This is a genomic window from Pseudarthrobacter sp. NIBRBAC000502772 (genome assembly GCF_006517235.1).
Classification (GTDB): domain Bacteria; phylum Actinomycetota; class Actinomycetes; order Actinomycetales; family Micrococcaceae; genus Arthrobacter.
This window is the reverse complement of sequence record NZ_CP041188.1, coordinates 1,436,007-1,453,101: the sequence shown is the minus strand read 5'-3', so window position 1 is coordinate 1,453,101 and position 17,095 is coordinate 1,436,007. Positions and strand designations below refer to the sequence as shown.

16 protein-coding genes and 1 pseudogene are annotated in these 17,095 nt (G+C 65.6%); 5 read left to right on the top strand and 12 right to left on the bottom strand.

What is annotated here, in order from left to right; translation table 11 throughout:
- Nucleotides 1–177 precede the first annotated feature (177 nt).
- From NIBR502772_RS06935 to NIBR502772_RS22580, 5 genes are all read right to left on the bottom strand, one after another.
- Nucleotides 178–1,809 (bottom strand): MFS transporter, encoded by a 1,632-nt coding sequence (locus NIBR502772_RS06935; RefSeq protein WP_246848716.1) that lies wholly within the window; start codon nt 1,807–1,809, stop codon nt 178–180.
- A gap of 1 nt (nt 1,810) precedes the next feature.
- Nucleotides 1,811–2,317 carry a MarR family winged helix-turn-helix transcriptional regulator gene (locus NIBR502772_RS06930; protein ID WP_141139616.1) on the bottom strand — a complete coding sequence of 169 codons (507 nt, stop codon included), beginning with the start codon at nt 2,315–2,317 and terminating at the stop codon, nt 1,811–1,813.
- 184 nt (nt 2,318–2,501) lie between these two features.
- Complete coding sequence (locus NIBR502772_RS06925; RefSeq protein WP_141139615.1) at nt 2,502–4,196, bottom strand: thiamine pyrophosphate-binding protein; 1,695 nt, start codon at nt 4,194–4,196, stop codon at nt 2,502–2,504.
- A gap of 5 nt (nt 4,197–4,201) precedes the next feature.
- Nucleotides 4,202–5,266, bottom strand: coding sequence for an agmatinase (gene speB, locus NIBR502772_RS06920; RefSeq protein ID WP_056347317.1), 1,065 nt, complete (start codon nt 5,264–5,266; stop codon nt 4,202–4,204).
- A gap of 71 nt (nt 5,267–5,337) precedes the next feature.
- The gene (locus tag NIBR502772_RS22580; protein ID WP_210412397.1) at nt 5,338–5,688 is read right to left on the bottom strand and encodes a hypothetical protein; all 351 of its coding nucleotides are present in this window, start codon (nt 5,686–5,688) and stop codon (nt 5,338–5,340) included.
- 169 nt (nt 5,689–5,857) lie between these two features.
- Between NIBR502772_RS22580 and NIBR502772_RS06910 the strand changes: the two genes are divergently transcribed.
- From NIBR502772_RS06910 to NIBR502772_RS06900, 3 genes and pseudogenes are all read left to right on the top strand, one after another.
- Nucleotides 5,858–6,922 (top strand): LacI family DNA-binding transcriptional regulator, encoded by a 1,065-nt coding sequence (locus NIBR502772_RS06910; protein WP_168223497.1) that lies wholly within the window; start codon nt 5,858–5,860, stop codon nt 6,920–6,922.
- Nucleotides 6,923–6,948: 26 nt separating this feature from the next.
- Nucleotides 6,949–7,947 (top strand): aldo/keto reductase family protein, encoded by a 999-nt coding sequence (locus tag NIBR502772_RS06905; RefSeq protein ID WP_141139613.1) that lies wholly within the window; start codon nt 6,949–6,951, stop codon nt 7,945–7,947.
- 71 nt (nt 7,948–8,018) lie between these two features.
- Nucleotides 8,019–8,498, top strand: a pseudogene (locus NIBR502772_RS06900) (Dyp-type peroxidase); the annotation flags it as partial.
- Here NIBR502772_RS06900 and NIBR502772_RS06895 read toward each other — a convergent pair.
- On the bottom strand, nt 8,487–9,062 hold the full coding sequence (locus NIBR502772_RS06895) for a helix-turn-helix domain-containing protein (protein WP_058929916.1): 576 nt from the start codon (nt 9,060–9,062) through the stop codon (nt 8,487–8,489). The pseudogene NIBR502772_RS06900 and the gene NIBR502772_RS06895 overlap by 12 nt on opposite strands.
- Complete coding sequence (locus NIBR502772_RS22365; protein ID WP_168223496.1) at nt 9,059–9,196, bottom strand: hypothetical protein; 138 nt, start codon at nt 9,194–9,196, stop codon at nt 9,059–9,061. Before NIBR502772_RS22365 ends, NIBR502772_RS06895 begins: the two co-directional genes overlap by 4 nt.
- 150 nt (nt 9,197–9,346) lie before the next feature.
- Between NIBR502772_RS22365 and NIBR502772_RS06890 the strand changes: the two genes are divergently transcribed.
- Entirely contained in the window at nt 9,347–10,888 is a 1,542-nt protein-coding gene (locus NIBR502772_RS06890; RefSeq protein ID WP_141139612.1) for a sodium:solute symporter, read from the top strand.
- Nucleotides 10,889–11,023: 135 nt separating this feature from the next.
- Here the strand turns inward: NIBR502772_RS06890 and NIBR502772_RS06885 are convergent, their stop codons facing one another.
- Nucleotides 11,024–11,248 (bottom strand): hypothetical protein, encoded by a 225-nt coding sequence (locus NIBR502772_RS06885; RefSeq protein ID WP_141139611.1) that lies wholly within the window; start codon nt 11,246–11,248, stop codon nt 11,024–11,026.
- A gap of 268 nt (nt 11,249–11,516) precedes the next feature.
- Here NIBR502772_RS06885 and NIBR502772_RS06880 point away from each other — a divergent pair, with 268 nt between their 5' ends.
- Nucleotides 11,517–12,656, top strand: coding sequence for a VIT1/CCC1 family protein (locus NIBR502772_RS06880; protein ID WP_141139610.1), 1,140 nt, complete (start codon nt 11,517–11,519; stop codon nt 12,654–12,656).
- A 22-nt stretch (nt 12,657–12,678) separates the two neighbouring features.
- Here the strand turns inward: NIBR502772_RS06880 and NIBR502772_RS06875 are convergent, their stop codons facing one another.
- The 4 genes from NIBR502772_RS06875 to NIBR502772_RS06860 all read right to left on the bottom strand — a co-directional run bounded on the left by NIBR502772_RS06875 (nt 12,679) and on the right by NIBR502772_RS06860 (nt 17,027).
- Nucleotides 12,679–13,812, bottom strand: a complete 1,134-nt coding sequence (locus NIBR502772_RS06875) for an LOG family protein (protein WP_141139609.1) — start codon at nt 13,810–13,812, stop codon at nt 12,679–12,681.
- A 122-nt stretch (nt 13,813–13,934) separates the two neighbouring features.
- A complete protein-coding gene (locus tag NIBR502772_RS06870) occupies nt 13,935–14,708 on the bottom strand; it encodes an SDR family NAD(P)-dependent oxidoreductase (RefSeq protein WP_058929921.1) in 774 nt (257 codons plus the stop codon).
- 26 nt (nt 14,709–14,734) lie between these two features.
- A complete protein-coding gene (locus tag NIBR502772_RS06865) occupies nt 14,735–16,120 on the bottom strand; it encodes an MFS transporter (RefSeq protein ID WP_141139608.1) in 1,386 nt (461 codons plus the stop codon).
- Nucleotides 16,121–16,319: 199 nt separating this feature from the next.
- Nucleotides 16,320–17,027 carry a FadR/GntR family transcriptional regulator gene (locus NIBR502772_RS06860; RefSeq protein WP_141139607.1) on the bottom strand — a complete coding sequence of 236 codons (708 nt, stop codon included), beginning with the start codon at nt 17,025–17,027 and terminating at the stop codon, nt 16,320–16,322.
- Nucleotides 17,028–17,095: the final 68 nt, after the last annotated feature.

Here is a 17,095-nt window from a genome sequence, read left to right as displayed (position 1 = left end):
AGCCTACCTACTCTACGAAATCCGTTGCCCGGGCGAAACATCTACGGCAAAGATCATCCGATCGGCGTACGCCCCCACACGTTCTTCCCCACCCACGTGCGCGAACGGGCACTTGCGGTCCCGGATCGCGGGGGCCTCAAGTGTCCGTTCGCGCCTCTGTCAGTAGCCGTGCTTTGGTCAGCGGCTCGCGGAGGCGAGTTCCGGCGTCGTGCTTTCAGCGTTGGCGCTTTCTGCGGCGCTTTCCCCCGCGCCGGTCCCCGCCCCTGGCTGCGCCTCCGGCAGGATGTCAACGGTGCGCCGCAGCGGGCGCTCCTTGATGAACAGGACCGAGATCAGGGCTATCACCGCAACACCGGCGGAGATCAGGAAGACCTCGGCGGTGGCGTCGCCGTAAGCGGCGCGCATGATCTCGCGGACCGGTGCGGGCATGTCAACGAGGTCCATACTGGCTCCTGCGGACCCGCCCTCCACCGGGATGCCGGCCGCGGCCAGGCCCTGTGTGGCGAGTTCGCTGACCCGGCTGCTGAGGATGGCGCCGAGCACGGACACACCGATTGCGCCGCCCACCGAACGGAAGAATGCCACGGACGCGCTCGCCGAACCGATATCGGACGCCCGGACGGTGTTCTGCACCGCCAGGACCAGGTTCTGCATCAGCATGCCGAGGCCCACCCCGAGGATTGCCGTGAAGATCCCGGCCTGCCACAGTTCGGTGGTGTGGTCCATGGTGCCGGCCAGGCCGAGGCCGCCGATCAGCAGGATGGACCCGCCGATCAGGTAGCCCTTCCACTTGCCGGTGCGGCTGATGAGCAGACCGGAAACGACGGAGCCGGTCAGGTTGCCGGCGATCATCGGCAGCGTCAGGAGCCCGGCTTCGGTAGGCGTGGCGCCGCGGGCCACCTGGAAGTACTGGCCAAGGAAGGTGGTTGAACCGAACATCGCGATGCCCACGGCCACTGAAGCGATGATGGCCAAAGCGGTGGTGCGTTCGGAAATGATCTTCAGCGGGATGATGGGCTGCTCCATCTTGGACTCCACCAGCACCAGCAGGGCCAGAAGCACCACACCGCCGCCCACCATGGCGGCCGACTGCCAGGAAACCCAGTCGTAGTAGGCGGGGTTGCCGGCGAAGGAAACCCAGATCAGGAGCAGGCTGACGCCGGAGGTCAGCAGGATGGAGCCAAGCCAGTCGATCTTGACGTGGCGTTTGATGTGCTCGATTTTCAGGGTGATCTGGAGCAGGATAAGCGCGACGACGGCGAGCGGCACGCAGACGAAGAAGGTCCAGCGCCAGCCCAGCGGGCTGTCCACGATGAATCCGCCGAGCAGCGGGCCGCCGGCAGTGCCTACCGCCATCACGGCGCCCATGTAGCCGGAGTATTTGCCGCGGTCCCGCGGCGGGATCATGGTGCCGATAATGGCCTGCGCCAGCGCTGTGAGCCCGCCCATGGCCACGCCCTGAATAACGCGGGCGGTGAGCAGCAGCGGGATGGTCTCGGAGAGTCCGGCCATGACCGAGCCGGCCACAAAGATGACAATGCTCAGCTGGACCAGGAGCTTCTTGTTGAAGAGGTCGGACAGCTTGCCCCAGATGGGGGTGGTGACGGCGTTGGCCAGGAGCGCGGCGGTGATCACCCAGGCGAAGTCGGTCTGGGTGCCGTGCAGATCGGACATGATGGTGGGCAACGCGTTGGCCACGATGGTGCTGCTGAGGATGGCGGTGAAGAACGCCGCGAGGAGCCCGGTCAGGGCTTCCATAATCTGGCGGTGGGTCATCGCCAAGGGTGGTGCGGCGGGTTGGCTCGACATATCAGTGCTCCTGGAGGGTCTGGGGTGCGGCGGCTGGTGCCGCGGTTGAAAGTGCCGGGACTGCATGTGCCCGGGCTGAATGCTTGAGGGACTCCGAGAGCTTTGTCAGGATCCGTGCCGTGTCTTCGGCATCCTCCTGGCTCCAGTCGCTGAGGTACTCCTGCAGCGTGGCCGTGCGGCGCTCTTCGATCTTCCGGAGCTTGTCAGCGCCGGCCGGCGACAGGGCAACCAACTGGGCGCGGCCGTCGTCGGGATCCTGCCGCCGGATGACGTAACCCTGCTCTTCAAGGTCCGCGATGTGGCGGCTGAGGACGGGGGCGCTGACACCGAGCCGCTCCGCAAGCTGGGTGGCGCGGGACTCCCCCTCCCCCACGAACCTGAGGACGCCCTGCAGCGCAACCCCGGTGTCCTGTCCGCGGAAGCTCGCCGCGGCGACGCATCGGACCACCCGTTGGAGGTCGAAGATGCGGTAGACAAGGTCCGCTGCGGTGTCGGGGGCGACTGCCATGGTTGAGCTCCTCTTTTATTTGCCTAAGGCAACTATATACATAAATGGTTGCTTTAGGAAACTAAAGAAGAGATGGCAGGGGTCACTGGCCTTAAACGCCAAGCGCGAACCGGCAGCTAATACCCTCAAATTTGCTTGGGGAGGGTATTAGCTGCCAGTTCGCGCGTGCTTTGGTGCTGGGTGTTCAGTCGTCCAGGTGGGTGGGGCCGAACATCCTGAGCAGGGTTTCGACGACGACGACGTTGGGTCCGTCCGCCGCGAAGCCCGCCCTGAGCGCGTCCCCGACGTCCTCGGGGGCCACCCGCGTGGCCGGCACACCGAATGCTTCGGCGAGCTTGACGAAGTCTGGGCGCGCAAGCTCGGTGGCCGTGGCCTTGCCGAACGCGCCCACCATGTATTCACGCAGGATGCCGTAGCCGCCGTCGTCCACGATCAGCCAGGTCACGGGGATGTTGTGCTGCTTGGCGGTGGCGAGTTCGGAGATGGAGTACATGGATGAACCGTCACCGGACACCGCGAGGACGCGGCTGGGTTTGCCGACTGTTTCCAGCCCGACGGCGCCGCCGATGGCTGCCGGGAAGCCGTAGCCCAGGCCGCCGGCACCCTGGGCGGAGTGGAACTGGCCCTGCCGGGCATCCCAGCAGCTCCAGCCCCAGTACGCGGAAATGGTCATGTCCCAGAAGGTCTGCATGTCCGCGGGGACGGCTTCCCGGATGTCGGACATGAACTTCAGCTCTTTGCCCAGGTCCTGGGATTCCAGCCTTGCCTTGACCTTGGCGAGCGAGTCCTTCACCAGGTCCTCCGGGGCGGTCCCGTGCCAGCTGCGGGTGGTGTCGACGGGCGCCACAAGGGCATCGTCGAGGGCGGCGAGCGCCTGGCCGGCGTCGGCACGGATACCCAGGCCGGGGCTGTTCGATTCGAGGACGCGCGGCTCGGCGTCGATCTGGATGATGCGGCCGCGGGGCGCGAACGTGAAGTAGTTGGATGTGACTTCACCGAGGGAGGAGCCAATGACAATCAGGACGTCGGCGTCCTCCAGGAGGTCCGTCATGTGCCGGTCCTCGATCCAGGACTGCAGCGAGAGCTCATGGGTCCAAGGGAAGGCGCCGTTGCCGCCAGGTGTGCAGATGACCGGCGCCCGCAGCTTTTCGGCAATCGAGAGCAGCGATTTTTCGGCCCGGCCACGCCGGGTACCGCCACCGGCGATGATGGCGGGACGTTCCGCCGTCGACAGCCATTTCACTGCTTCCCGGACCAGCTCCACACGGGGCGGGTTGTCCGCTGCTTCGGCGAGCGCGTCCTCCACCGGGGGCACCATGATGGGGTCCAGGAGCACGTTCTGCGGGATTTCCAGCCAGACCGGGCCCTGCGGCGAGGAGATGGCTTCAGTCCAGGCATCCTGGATGGCCGACGGAATACCGGACGCGTGCTGGATCAGGCGCTGGCTCTTGGTGACGTTCGCGGCCGAGGCCTTCTGGTCATCGAGCTGGTGGAGCATGCCCTTGCGGCGGGCGCCGAGTCCTTCGAGCGGGATCTGGCTGGCCACCACCACCATGGGCACACCCGTGGCGTAGGCCTCCTGCAGGCCGGCCAGGGACGTCAGCGCACCGGGACCGGTGGACAGGAACAGCACACCCACTTCGCCGGTGGCGCGGGAGTACCCGTCCGCGGCGAAGGCGCTGTTGTTCTCCACGCGGGAGGACACGAAGTGCAGATTGCCGCGGCCCATGGCGTCAAACAGGCCGAGCGCGTGCTGGCCCGGGATGCCGAAGACGGTCTTGGCGCCGAGCGCTTCAAGGGTTTCGACGACGAGGTCCCCGCCGTTGCGCTGGCTGGTCCCCTTGGTAGGTGCTGCTGTGCCCGGATCGAAATCAATCATGGTGGCTACTCCTTGGTTCCGGCGGCGAAACCGGCAGGTTGGCGGGCTTCTTGGCCGAGAGCTTGCGCGGCGTAGCCGTTGGCGGTCCCGAACCGGTCACCTTCAACAGCATTGTCCGCCATCAGGGTGATCAGTTCATAGGCCACATGGCTGGCTGCCACGCCGGTGATTTCGGCGTGGTCGTAGGCAGGAGCAACCTCGACGACGTCGGCGCCCACCAGGTTCATGCCGCGGAAGCCCCGGATGATCTCCAGGAGTTCGCGGCTGGTGATGCCGCCGGCCTCGGGGGTTCCGGTGCCCGGGGCGTGTGCGGGGTCCAGGACGTCGATGTCCACGGAGATGTAGAGCGGGCGGTTGCCGATCCGGTCGCGGACCTTGGCAACGGTCTCCAGGACGCCCTGGTAGTAGACGTCCGCGGACGTGACGATGCCGAACCCGAAGCGGTGGTCGTCGTCGAGATCCTTTTTGCCGTAGAGCGGGCCGCGAGTGCCGATGTGGCTGATCGCTTCCGTGTCCAGGATGCCTTCCTCAACGGCCCGGCGGAACGGGGTGCCGTGGGTGTATTCAGCGCCGAAGTAGGTGTCCCAGGTGTCGAGGTGGGCGTCAAAGTGCAGCATGGCAATGGGCCCGCCTGCCCGCTCGGCAGCCGCACGGAGCAGCGGCAGGGCGATGGTGTGGTCCCCGCCGAGCGTCACCAGCTTGCTGCCGGCCGCGGTGAGGTCCAAGGCGTTCTGCTGGATGGTTTCGATGGCTTCGTTGATGTTGAACGGGTTGACCGCCATATCGCCGGCGTCAGCCACCTGGATGTTTTCGAACGGGCTGACGTCCCAGGCCGGGTTGTAGGGCCGGAGCAGGCGGCTCGCTTCCCGGATGTGGTTGGACCCGAAACGGGCACCCGGGCGGTACGAAACACCCGAGTCGAAGGGCACTCCCACCACCGTCACGTCAGCCTTGGCCACCTGGTCCAGGCGCGGCAGGCGGGCGTAGGTTGCAGCGCCGGCATAGCGCGGGATACGGGATGAATCGATGGGGCCAAGGTTGCCGTTGGCTTCGATGCGCAGCTCTTTCAAGATGAGCCTCTCCTTCGAGGATTGATCGGCGGGTGTGACAGCCATCATACCCTGGAGTTTTCTTATGCGCATCAGTTGTTTACAACACCACCCTCACCGCCGCTCCTCAACCTTGTCGAGCTGAGAACAGGGCAGAGACCGGTGATCGCGTCCCAAAGTTGATGGGAACACGTTCGGGTTCGCCAGGACCCATGCCACCGCCACGGCGTCGGCTTTTCCCGGTCTTCCGGGGTGAGCTTACGCAGGACCCCCAGGAGGACTGCCAGCGACGCGTCGGCGGCGATGAGGTGGTCGATGGGGTCCGGGGCAGCGGACCATTCGTCCGGGCCGGCACCGGAATCCGTCGACGCCTCCGCGACCAGGCGTCCCAGGAAGTGGTCGCCGGGCAGGTCCGTGGCGGACTCCCAGCCCCAGGTGAACACGATGCGCTTGCCCGGCTCGATTTCCTGGAACGTCCCGGCGACCGAAAGCGGCCCGCGACTTTTGTCGATCCCTGGACTGCGATTGGAACGGGCAGCGGCGAAACTCTTCCGCTGGGTGAAGCATCGCAAGCGCTTGCGAATTTCTGTAAAAGAAGCTAATTTTATGCCCATGCCTTCTTCCGTGGAAACCGTCGCCGAACGTGCTGGCGTCTCAGTGTCTACGGTTTCCCGCGCCCTTCGCGATATTCCTGGCATTTCGATCGAGACTCGCAAGCGCGTGCAAAGGATTGCCTTGGAGTTGGGCTATGTTCCTTCCTTGGCCGGATCCCGGCTTGCCACCGGAAAGACGCGAACGGTGGCGATTCTGACCCCCAGCCTGTCAAAATGGTTCTTTGGCCAGGTCCTGAGCTCTGCAGGCAACGTGCTCCGCGAGGCAGGGTATGACGTGCTTCTCTACGAACTGGCTGACCCGGGCTCCCGGGATCGTTTCTTCGCCGGGCCCGGGCTGGCCGGCCGCGCTGATGGTGTCCTCATCCTCGCCCTGCAGCCCAGTCCGCAAGAACTGGCGGCGCTGGACAGGCAGGGACTGCCGATCGCGGTTCTGGGGTCCAATCAGCCGGGGCTTGCCGGCGTAAGCGTGGAGGACAGGGCTGCCGGCCTGTCGGCGGTGCGTCACCTGCTGAACCTGGGACATGAACAGATCGGCTTCATCGGAATCCAGGAACAGGTCGGCAGCACGCTGGGCGGTGTTCCACCCGCGCAACGGCACCTCGGCTACCGCGATGCCCTTGCGGAGGCGGGACTCGAGCCGGATCCCGGCAATGAAGTCTTCGACGAGAACACCGTATCCGGAGGGTCAGCCGCCATGGCCAAACTCCTGTGCGCGGGCAACCCACCCACTGCAGTGTTTGTTGCCTCCGACGAAATGGCCTTCGGCGCTCTGCGCTCACTTCGCGATGCGGGAATCAGCATCCCTGATGATGTGTCAGTGATCGGATTCGACAACCATGAACTCGCCGAACTTCTTGACCTGACCACCATGGACCACTCCGTCGCGCGGCAGGGCAGCGAGGCCGCACGGCTCCTGCTCGCCAACCTCCACGCTACCGACCTCCAAGCTACCGACCCTGCGGCCGGCTCGCTGACCATCACGGCCACGCTGGTCGTCCGTGGCAGCACGGCGCCGCCGCGGCCGCTGCGTAGCAAAAACAGACTCCAAAGGCACGTCGGATAGCAAACCCACAATCGAAGGAACTGCACATGGAATACCGCAAACTCGGCTCATCCGGCATGTACATCAGCGAACTCGCCTACGGCAACTGGGTCACCCATGGAGAGCAGATCGACCAGGAAGCCGCCACGGCCTGCGTCCGCCAGGCACTGGACTTGGGCATCACCACTTTCGACACAGCCGACGCCTATGCAGGAACCAAAGCGGAGACGGCCCTCGGGGAAGCACTCAAGGGGGTGCGCCGCGAGGGCTTGGAGATTTTCACCAAGGTTTACTTCCCCACCGGTGAAGGCAAGAACGACCGCGGACTGTCCCGCAAGCACGTGATGGAGTCCATCAACGGCTCCCTGCAACGCCTGCAGACCGACTATGTGGACCTCTACCAGGCCCACCGCTATGACTATGAAACGCCCCTTGAAGAGACGATGCAGGCGTTCGCGGACATCGTCCGTGCGGGCAAGGCCCTCTACATCGGGGTGTCCGAATGGACCGTGGACGAAATCCGGGCGGGAGCCATGCTGGCCAAGGAACTGGGCATCCAGCTGATCTCCAACCAACCGCAGTACTCCATGCTGTGGCGCGTCATCGAGGAAGAAATCGTCCCCGTCAGCGAGGAACTGGGACTTGGACAGATCTGCTGGTCACCCATGGCCCAGGGCGTCCTCACCGGCAAGTACGTGCCCGGGCAGCCCGCACCGTCCGCATCGCGGTTCACCACGGATGACGGCGCCCTCAAGACCGACCACCGCTACCTCGGCGACGACGTTCTTGCCCGCGTCCAGCAGCTCAGACCCCTCGCCGAGGAAGCAGGCCTGTCCATGGCGGCCCTCGCGCTGGCCTGGGTCCTTCAGAACGCCAACGTCTCTGCCGCCATCGTCGGAGCTTCACGCCCGGAACAGCTCGTGGACAACGCCACCGCAGTCGGAGTGAAACTGGAAGCCGACCTCCTGACCAGGATCGATGCCATCCTGGAACCCGTCATCGAAAGGGATCCCGGAAAAGTCGAGTCCTTCCTGATCCGCCCCTGACGCAAAGAGGCAGTGGCCCGCAAGCGCTACGGGCCGGATTGGAAGTGTGGATCCGCAGCGCGTTATACTCTGTCAACTGGTCCCAGCTCGGGTTCGGCCGTACCGCGTCCACTTCCCGGAGCCAGCAAACCCCCCGCAACCTGTTCGGCTTCAAGGACGGCACCAACAACCTCAAGGCCGAAGACACCGAGCTGCTGACGGAGCACGTCTGGGCCGGGGAAGCCTCCCGCCCGGAGGAAGCCTGGATGCAGGGCGGCAGCTACCTGGTGGCGCCCCGGATCCGGATGCAGATCGAAATCTGGGACCGCACGTCGCTGCGGGAACAGGAACTGCTGATCGGGCGGACAAAATCCGAAGGCGCGCCGCTCTCCGGCGGCAAGGAATTCACCGCCCCGGACTTCACCATCAAGGGCAAGGACGGCGAACCCCTGATGGGCATGGAGTCGCATGTCCGGCTCGCCCACGCGGACCAGGACGACGGCGTGCGGATGCTCCGCCGGGCAGGAGCGCAGCAACGCTGGCGAGCGGGAATCAGCAACCTACCGGCTGGCGGCGGGGACCAGGACCCAGAGAACCTCGACGGCCTCGTCGGTGGGATTGACCCACGTATGCGGTTCGCGGCCCGGGAAGGTCACGGTGTCGCCGGTGCTGAGCTCGTATTCCTCGTTGGTCAGGATCAGCCGGATGCGCCCCTTGATCACATGGAGCACATCCACGTCGCAGTCCACGGCGTAAAGCTCAGCCTCGCCGCGGCCATGCGGCTCGATGACGGCCTGGATGATCTGGATGCGCCGTTCGGAACGGGCGGTCAGCAGCCGCTCCACGATGCCTTCGCCGCCCAGGGAGATCCGTGGGCCTTCGTCCCGTTTAGTCAGGTGGGTTTCCGGGGCCACAAACAGGTCGCCAATGGAGATGGACAGGACCTGGCACAGGGTCACCAGGGACGCGACCGACGGCGACGTAAGGTCACGTTCCACGCGGCTGAGGAAGCCCTTGGTCAGGCCGGTGGCGTCGGCAACCTGCTCGATGGTCAGCCGCTGCGACTGCCGGGCGGCACGGATTCGGGAACCGATGGCAACGGGAACGTTGCTCGGCTCAACTGGCAGTGCCTTCATGTGCAGACCTTTCGTGGCCGGCGGTGCGGCCCCATCTCTGGAGCAATCCTAATGGCCAGCAGCAGACGTGACACGGCAACCACGGCAGCGAACACCAGGCAGTGCGGCCGGACCTTGACTGTTGCGTCGGTCACAGCATACTCTTTTAGGCAACAAGTGTTGCCCCTGAGGCAATATTTCATGAACTCTTCCTCCCAATTCCACAAGAGCAGCGGAATACCGGCTTCCCCAGCAGCGCCGCCGGGATTCCAGAAACACTGCAGATCAGCTCCAAGGAGCCCCAAATGGACGCTAACTTCGTCAACATCGCCATCGTGGTGGTGTACCTCATCGCCATGCTGGCCTTCGGCTGGTGGGGCAAGTCCCGCACCAAGAACAACAGCGACTTCCTGGTTGCCGGCCGCCGCCTCGGCCCCCTGCTCTACACCGGCACCATGGCCGCCGTCGTCCTGGGAGGTGCCTCCACCGTCGGCGGCGTCGGCCTGGGCTACAAGTTCGGCATCTCCGGCATGTGGCTGGTGGTCGCCATCGGCGCGGGTGTGCTCCTCCTGAGCCTGCTCTTCGCCGGCACCATCCAGCGGCTGAAGATCTACACGGTCTCCCAGATGCTCAGCCTGCGCTACGGCCAGCGCGCCACCCAGACCTCCGGCATCGTGATGCTGGCCTACACCCTGATGCTCTGCGCCACCTCCACCGGCGCCTACGCCACCATCTTCGTTGTCCTGTTCGACTGGGAGCGCTGGCTCGCCATCGCAGTCGGCGGCGCCATCGTCCTGGTCTACTCGACCATCGGCGGCATGTGGTCCATCACCCTGGCCGACCAGGTGCAGTTCATCATCAAGACCGTGGGCATCTTCGCCCTGATGCTGCCGTTCACGCTCAACGCCGCCGGCGGCTTCGACGGCATCCGCAGCCGCGTTGACGCCAGCTTCTTCCAGCTCGATGGCATCGGGATGCAGACCATCATCACGTACTTCGTGGTCTACACCCTCGGCCTGCTCATCGGCCAGGACATCTGGCAGCGCGTCTTTACCGCCAAGACCCCCACCGTGGCGCGCTGGGGCGGCGCAACGGCCGGCGTCTACTGCATCCTGTACGGCGTCGCCGGCGCCCTGATCGGCCTGGCCGCCCGCGTGGCCCTACCCGACATCGACGTCGCCAACCTCGGCAAGGACGTTGTCTACGCCGAGGTCGCCACCCAGATCCTGCCGATCGGCATCGGCGGCCTGGTCATGGCCGCCGCAGTCGCCGCCATGATGTCCACCGCCTCCGGCGCCCTCATCGCCGCCGCCACGGTGGCCCGCGCCGACGTGGTGCCGTTCGTGGCCAGCTGGTTCGGCAAGACGATCAACACCGACGACACCGAAAACCCCGAGCACGACGTCAAGGCCAACCGTTACTGGGTCCTGGGCCTGGGCATCGTGGCTGTGCTGATCTCCATGGCGGCACAGGACGTCGTGGTGGCACTGACCATCGCCTACGACATCCTGGTGGGCGGCCTGCTGGTGGCCATCCTCGGCGGCCTGGTCTGGAAGCGCGGCACTGGCATTGCAGCCGCCTGGTCCATGGCCGTTGGCTCGGTCCTTACCCTGGCACTGCTGATCATGTACGCCGCAGGGGTCATCCCCAGCGTTGACGGCGTCTACGCCAACGAACCCATCTACTGGGGCCTCGGCGCCTCGCTGGTTTCGTACATCGTGATCTCGCTGCTCACGCCTCCCACGGACCCCGAGGTCCGCGAGGCCTGGGAGAAGCGGGTCGCAGGAGCAGTCACCGAAGAGCTGCCCATGGAGGCCCACCCGGTCGCCAGCCACTCGAGCCACTAATCTCGACAGGCTCGATCACCGGAGATAACAGGCTCGATCACCGGCGGCCACTGAGCCCGCAGCTTCACTGAGTTAAGTACGACGGCGGCACTCCCCTTCGCTTCCCCGCGAACCGGAGTGCCGCCGTCGTTCGTTCTATTCGGTTCCGCGGAACTCGTCCTCATCGAGTGGAACCACGCGCTCCTCGGCGTCGACTGCCACCGGGGGCGTGGGAACCACCACCTCTTCGGCGTCCAGGAATTCGTCCTCGGCGTCCCAGTCGTCCACGCTGACGGGGACGTCCTCGGCGTAGTCGTAAGCGGGATCCGATTCAACAGATTCCAGGTGCGGCATGTCCGGGTGCTGTCCGGTGGTGCTCATGATTCGACCTCCGTTTGTTCGCCTGACGTGCTTTGTTGATGGGCGCCGCCGGTGGGCGCAGGCGGACGCCACTCCTTCATCACAGCACCGCCGGTGGGCCCGGTCAAGAGCCGGCGCAACCCGTCCGGGCACACGCGGCAGACCGCGGAATTTTGAGGGAAACCGAAACTCCGCACTGAGGGCAGCCAGCCGAAAATCCGCGGAATTCCGCGGTAAGCTGGGCGTTGCAATGGGGCCGAACCATGCCCATCCAGCACAGGAGCCTTGCGTGTCTCAGCACCCCAATCCCAGCCAAGCCCGGCCCGCGGAACCCCATCCATCCGCGCCGCAGCCTACGCCGGCCGACATCCGCCGGTGGCGCCAGTACCTCGCGGACGAACGGGCAGAGGCCGCCGTCTACCGCGATCTCGCCCAAAACCGCGACGGCGAAGAACGTGCCATCCTGCTGGCCCTCGCCGAAGCCGAGGGGCGGCACGAGGCCCACTGGCTGCACCTCCTCGGCGACCACGCCCAAAAGTCCCGGCCGGCGTCCCTCCGCAGCCAATTCCTGGGCTTCCTGGCCCGCCACTTCGGCTCCGTTTTCGTCCTGGCCCTCGCCCAGCGCGCTGAAGGCCGCTCCCCCTACGCCTTGGATCCCAACGCCACGGATGCCATGGCAGCGGATGAACAGATCCATGAGGAAGTTGTCCGAGGCCTGGCAACCCGTGGCCGCAACCGGCTCGCCGGGACGTTCCGTGCCGCCGTTTTTGGCGCCAACGATGGCTTGGTCAGCAACCTCTCACTAGTGGTGGGCATGGCCGCTTCCGGAGTGGCGAGCGGGGTGGTGCTGCTCAGCGGTGTGGCAGGGCTCCTCGCCGGTGCCATGTCCATGGCCGCGGGCGAGTTTGTCTCCGTGCGGTCCCAGCGCGAGCTCCTGGCGGCCACGCGTCCCACCCAGATCACCCTCGCGGCCGCCCCGAAACTGGACATCGAACACAACGAACTGATGCTCGTCTACCTGGCGCGCGGAATGTCCCACGAAGCGGCCGCACACCGCGTGGCCGAACGCATGGGGCGGCTGAGCTGCGACTGCGATCCCAGCCTGTCGCTCCAGCCCGAGGTGCCGGAGACTGAGGACCAGCACGAGGCCGTGGGCACCGCGTGGGGGGCGGCGCTGTCCAGCTTCTGCTTTTTCGCGTCCGGCGCCGTGGTCCCCATCCTGCCGTTCCTGTTCGGCCTGACCGGGTTGGCCGCCCTGGTGGTGGCAGCGGTACTGGTGGGGCTGGCGCTGCTGGCCACCGGCGGAATCGTGGGCCTGCTGTCCGGGACGTCGCCGCTGACGCGCGGGCTCCGCCAGCTGGGCATCGGCCTGGGCGCCGCCGCCGTAACCTATGTGCTGGGCCTCGCCTTCGGCACCGTGGTGGGTTAGCAACGGCCGGACGCCGGAATAGTCAGCCGCCCAGCACCGCTAGCGCCTCGTCCACACTGTCCACCAGGAAGATCCGGTCCTCCATGGCCCGTCCGGCAGCGAGCCGCCGGAGCATGGGCCACGCGGGATACTCGTGCTCCCAGTGCTGCCGCCCCACCAACACCATCGGTGTCACGGCTTCGCGGGCGCTGTAGTAGTTCTCGCAGGCGTCCTGGAAAATTTCCTGCACGGTACCGGCCGCTCCCGGCAGGAAGACGATGCCGCCGTCGCACAGTTCCAGCAGGATCGCCTCCCGGATGGCGTTGGCGAAGTACTTGGCGATGTGGGTGGCAAAGTAGTTCGGCGGCTCATGCCCGTAGAACCAGGTGGGGATCCCTAGGGACGGCGTTCCGCCGGGTTGGCGTTCGACGACGGCGGCCGCCTCGCGTGCCCACGCGGACACCGAGGGGCGGAAGCCGGGGACGGCTCCAAAGCCGGCGAGTGCCGCCGTGAACTCCGCGTGCGGAACGCGGCTCAGATAGGCGCCGAGGTTTGCCGCTTCCATGGCACCCGGGCCGCCGCCGGTTGCAACGATCCGCCCGCTCTGCGCAAGGAGCCTGCCCAGCTCGGCTGCCTGAGCGAAGTCCGGGGTTCCCCGCAGGGCGGCATGCCCGCCCATCACGCCCACGGTGATGCGGCCGGCGTAGGGGTCCGAGTGAGTGAACCCGTCCAAGGCGTCGCCGATGGCGTGGTCATGCAGCGCCGAGGCCAGTGTGGCGTCCAGCCGGTTGCGTTGCCCCGGGCGGATGCTCCACTGGTACACCAGGGCGTCAGGCAGCTCCTCATACGGTGAGTTTTCCAGGCCGGCGTAAAGTTCCTGCGGCGTGTAGAGCCGGGCCCGGTAGGGATCGAACGGCACACCCTGCAACCTGGGGAAGATCAGTGCGCCGCGGCGGCGAAGCCCGTCTTCAACGCCCTGGTCGAAGGTGCAGCCCAGGAAAATGGCACCTTCCACGTCCAGCGCCTCAAGTGCTGCCTTGCGGCCGCGCAGGTCCAGGGACTGGGCGTGCCAGCCGTGCATGGCCACCGCGCCGGCGGCGACCAGCCGGTCGAACGCGTCCAGGCTCTCAACCTCAAGGGTCCGAGGGCTGGGCACCAGGCCGCCGGAGGGGTTCATAGTGCCAGCCTAGACTTCGGCCGAGGCTCCGGCACGGCACTGCACATCACTGCACTGCACTGGCACGAGGGCACCCCCGCCGGAAAACCGGAGGGGGTGCCCGTGCCTGGTCCGGTTCCCGGTCAGGAAACCTGGAGGCCGCCGTTGATGTCGTAGGTGGCGGCGGTGATATAGCCCGAGTCCTGGCCCAACAGGAAGGCGATCAAGGCTGCCACTTCCTCGCGGGTGCCCACGCGGCCCATCATGATGCCCTCGGACAGCTGCGCTTTGCGCTCATCGGTGAGGGTTCCACCCATGATGTCGGTGTCGATCGGGCCGGGGGCAATCGCATTGACCGTGATGCCGAACTCGCCGACTTCGCGGGCCAGGGCGCGGGTAAACCCGAGGATTCCGGCTTTGGTAGCGCTGTAGGCAACCTTCGAGAACGTTCCGCCGCCGCGCTGGGCGGAGATGGACGAGATGCTCACGATGCGCCCGAGCTTTCGCTCGATCATGCCCTTGAGGACCCGCTGGGAAACGATGAAGGTACCGCGCATGTTGATGGCGAAGACGTTGTCCCACTCCGCCACGGTGGTTTCCATGAACGTCGTCGGGGAGCTGATCCCGGCGAGGTTGGCGAGCGCAACAATCGGGGGAAGCGCGTCTTCGATCTCGGTGATGGCCCGGTCAACGGACGCCTCGTCGGACACGTCGGCTCCAACGCCAATGGCCTTGACGGCACGGTTGGAGCCGATCTCCGCGGCGGCGGCCTTGGCGTCCTCCGCATTGATGTCCAGGATGGCGATTGACCATCCCTCGCTGGCCATCCGGTCAGCGGCGGCGCGGCCGATGCCGCGGGCCGACGCGGCGCCGGTCAGGACAACGGTGCGTTCGGAAGGGAAGTTGCTGGTAGTCATGAGGTTTTCCTTCAGGGGTTTCGAGATCAGGAGATTTTGGCGGGGTGCGTGGAATCAGGGGCCACAGCGGCAGCCGCGGCAACTGCGGGATCCAGCGCGGCATCGCCTTCGGGGCGCTTGCGTGCATAAAGGTAGGTGGCAACCGCCGTGACGCAGAGGCAGAAGGACAGGAACAGCAGGCCGCTCTGGTTGTTGCCCGTGGCGTCGTTCAGCAGGCCGACAGCGTACGGGGCCACGAAACCGCCGAGGTTACCCAGTGAGTTGATCAGGGCGAGGCCGGAAGCAGCAGCTGCCCCGGTGAGCGCCGCGGACGGCATGGACAGGAACGGCGCGATGGCGCCGTAGATACCCATGGCCGCGGCGGTCAGGGCAATGAGGGCCAGTATGGGGTTGACCGGGAGCATGTAGCCTGCAGCAAGGAGGCCCATGCCGGCAAGGACCATGCTGACCGCACTGTGCCAGGCCCGCTTTCCGGTCTTGTCCGCACGCCTGCTCCAGAAGTACACAAAGACTGCAGCCACGGAGTAGGGAATGAGGACGATGAACCCGACCTGGGCGGTGGAGAACTTGCCCAAAGCGGCGACGATGGTGGGCATCCAGAGACCCAGTCCGTAGATGCCGCAGACCAGGCCGAAGTACAGGGCCGAGTAGGTCAGGGTGCGCTTGTCCTTGAGGCCGGATAGGAAGTTGTGGCTGCCGGAACTGGACTTGACGGCCAACTCCTTGTCCATGGTGGTGGCAAGCCATTCGCGCTCGTCCGGGTTGAGCCACTTGGCATCCCGCGGGCGGTCGGTCATGAGGATGGGGGTAAGCAAGCCCAGGATGATGGCCGGGATACCTTCGATGATGTACAGCCACTGCCAGCCCTGCAGGCCCATGACGCCGTCCATCTGGAGCAGCAGTCCGGAGACCGGGGCGCCGAGGGCGTTGGAGATGGGCTGGGCGAGGATGAAGATGCCCAGTACCGTGACGCGCTGAGCGGCGGGGAACCACAGCGTCAGGTAGAAAAGGATGGCCGGGAAGAATCCAGCCTCTGCCGCCCCCAACAGGAAACGGATGATGTAGTAGGTGGTTTCACCGTTCACCAGGCACATGGCCGTGGCGAAGATGCCCCACGTAATAAGGATCCGCGCCAGCCACTTGCGTGCGCCGAACCGGTACATGCCAGCGTTGCTGGGCACCTCGAGGAGCGCATAGCCGAGGAAGAAGATGCCGGCGCCGAGCCCGTAAGCTGCGGCATTCAGGCCGATGTCCTCGCTCATGGTGAGCTTGGCGAAGCCCACGTTGTTGCGGTCAAGGTAGGCAACGAAATAGAGCAGGACGATCAGTGGCATAACCCGGCGGCGGACCTTGCGGAGCGTGCGCTCGCCAAGCTCGCCGAGCCCTGCGGATTTTAAGGAGAGTGAAGTCATCTTCGACCTTCTGTCTAACGGAGTCCGGCACCGGCGGTGGTGGCGGGAATCCGTGCGGATATCTTGGGAGGCCCAGTCCAAAAGGGGAACGGGATCAATGCGATTGAGTCAGATGTCAGACATCTGATCGAACAACTGAGAAAAAGCATAGATTAGTGATGCGGATTACGTCAAGACCTGCTTGGTGCGGGCTGCAACGTCAGGATGCTGCGTGGTGCACGTAGCGTTCGTAGTCCCGGTATGTCTGGTCCATATGCTCGTCCATGGTGCGGCGGGCCAGCTCGGCCTCGCCACTGAGGATGCTTTCCATGACCTTTTGGTGGTACTCAATGGCGTGCAGTTGGATCTCTTCGACGGCGGACGTTTCACGCCGTTTTACGTAAAGGAGCTGACCCAGCTGCGCGAACAGCGCCCGGACAAATGGATTGCCGGAAGCCTTCAACACTGCGTCGTGGAAGGCGATGTCTGCCGCCACGAAGCCATCGAGGTCGCCGGAATCATGGAAGCGCTGCATGTCCGCAATGCACTCGCGCATCTGCTGCGCATGCTCGGGTGTATGGCGTTTGGCCGCGAGCGCAGCCGCCCCGGTTTCCACCATGCGCCGCATCTCGATCAACCCCACTGCGACCTGCTCCGCCCCGTTGTCGTGCGAAGCGGCCTTGAAGATCGCGTCCAGGCCGGTCCAGTTGTCGGTCGGGTTGACGAAGGTCCCGCGGCCGGCTTTAACGTAGAGGATGTTCTGTGCCCGCAGGGCCTTGAGTGCCTCGCGCACCGTGAGGCGGCTGACGTCGTAGGCTTTGGCGATGTCGGCTTCGGGCGGTAAGGCTACATGGGGCTGCAGTTTGCCGTCCAGGATGTCTTCGAGCAGGCCGTCGACAAGGTCGTCAACAAGTGTCCTGCGGCCCATCGTGCTTCCCACCTTTAGTCTTGCCCCGTACTCCGGGTGCCATCCACATTACAGAAGCCGCCGTACGG

Bases quoted from the DNA above. Each gene is read 5' to 3' on its own strand.
- NIBR502772_RS06935 (WP_246848716.1), bottom strand. From the start codon at position 1,809: ATGTCGAGCCAACCCGCCGCACCACCCTTGGCGATGACCCACCGCCAG.
- NIBR502772_RS06930 (WP_141139616.1), bottom strand. From the start codon at position 2,317: ATGGCAGTCGCCCCCGACACCGCAGCGGACCTTGTCTACCGCATCTTC.
- NIBR502772_RS06925 (WP_141139615.1), bottom strand. From the start codon at position 4,196: ATGATTGATTTCGATCCGGGCACAGCAGCACCTACCAAGGGGACCAGC.
- NIBR502772_RS06910 (WP_168223497.1), top strand. From the start codon at position 5,858: ATGCCTTCTTCCGTGGAAACCGTCGCCGAACGTGCTGGCGTCTCAGTG.
- NIBR502772_RS06905 (WP_141139613.1), top strand. From the start codon at position 6,949: ATGGAATACCGCAAACTCGGCTCATCCGGCATGTACATCAGCGAACTC.
- NIBR502772_RS06895 (WP_058929916.1), bottom strand. From the start codon at position 9,062: ATGAAGGCACTGCCAGTTGAGCCGAGCAACGTTCCCGTTGCCATCGGT.
- NIBR502772_RS06890 (WP_141139612.1), top strand. From the start codon at position 9,347: ATGGACGCTAACTTCGTCAACATCGCCATCGTGGTGGTGTACCTCATC.
- NIBR502772_RS06885 (WP_141139611.1), bottom strand. From the start codon at position 11,248: ATGAGCACCACCGGACAGCACCCGGACATGCCGCACCTGGAATCTGTT.
- NIBR502772_RS06875 (WP_141139609.1), bottom strand. From the start codon at position 13,812: ATGAACCCCTCCGGCGGCCTGGTGCCCAGCCCTCGGACCCTTGAGGTT.
- NIBR502772_RS06870 (WP_058929921.1), bottom strand. From the start codon at position 14,708: ATGACTACCAGCAACTTCCCTTCCGAACGCACCGTTGTCCTGACCGGC.
- NIBR502772_RS06865 (WP_141139608.1), bottom strand. From the start codon at position 16,120: ATGACTTCACTCTCCTTAAAATCCGCAGGGCTCGGCGAGCTTGGCGAG.
- NIBR502772_RS06860 (WP_141139607.1), bottom strand. From the start codon at position 17,027: ATGGGCCGCAGGACACTTGTTGACGACCTTGTCGACGGCCTGCTCGAA.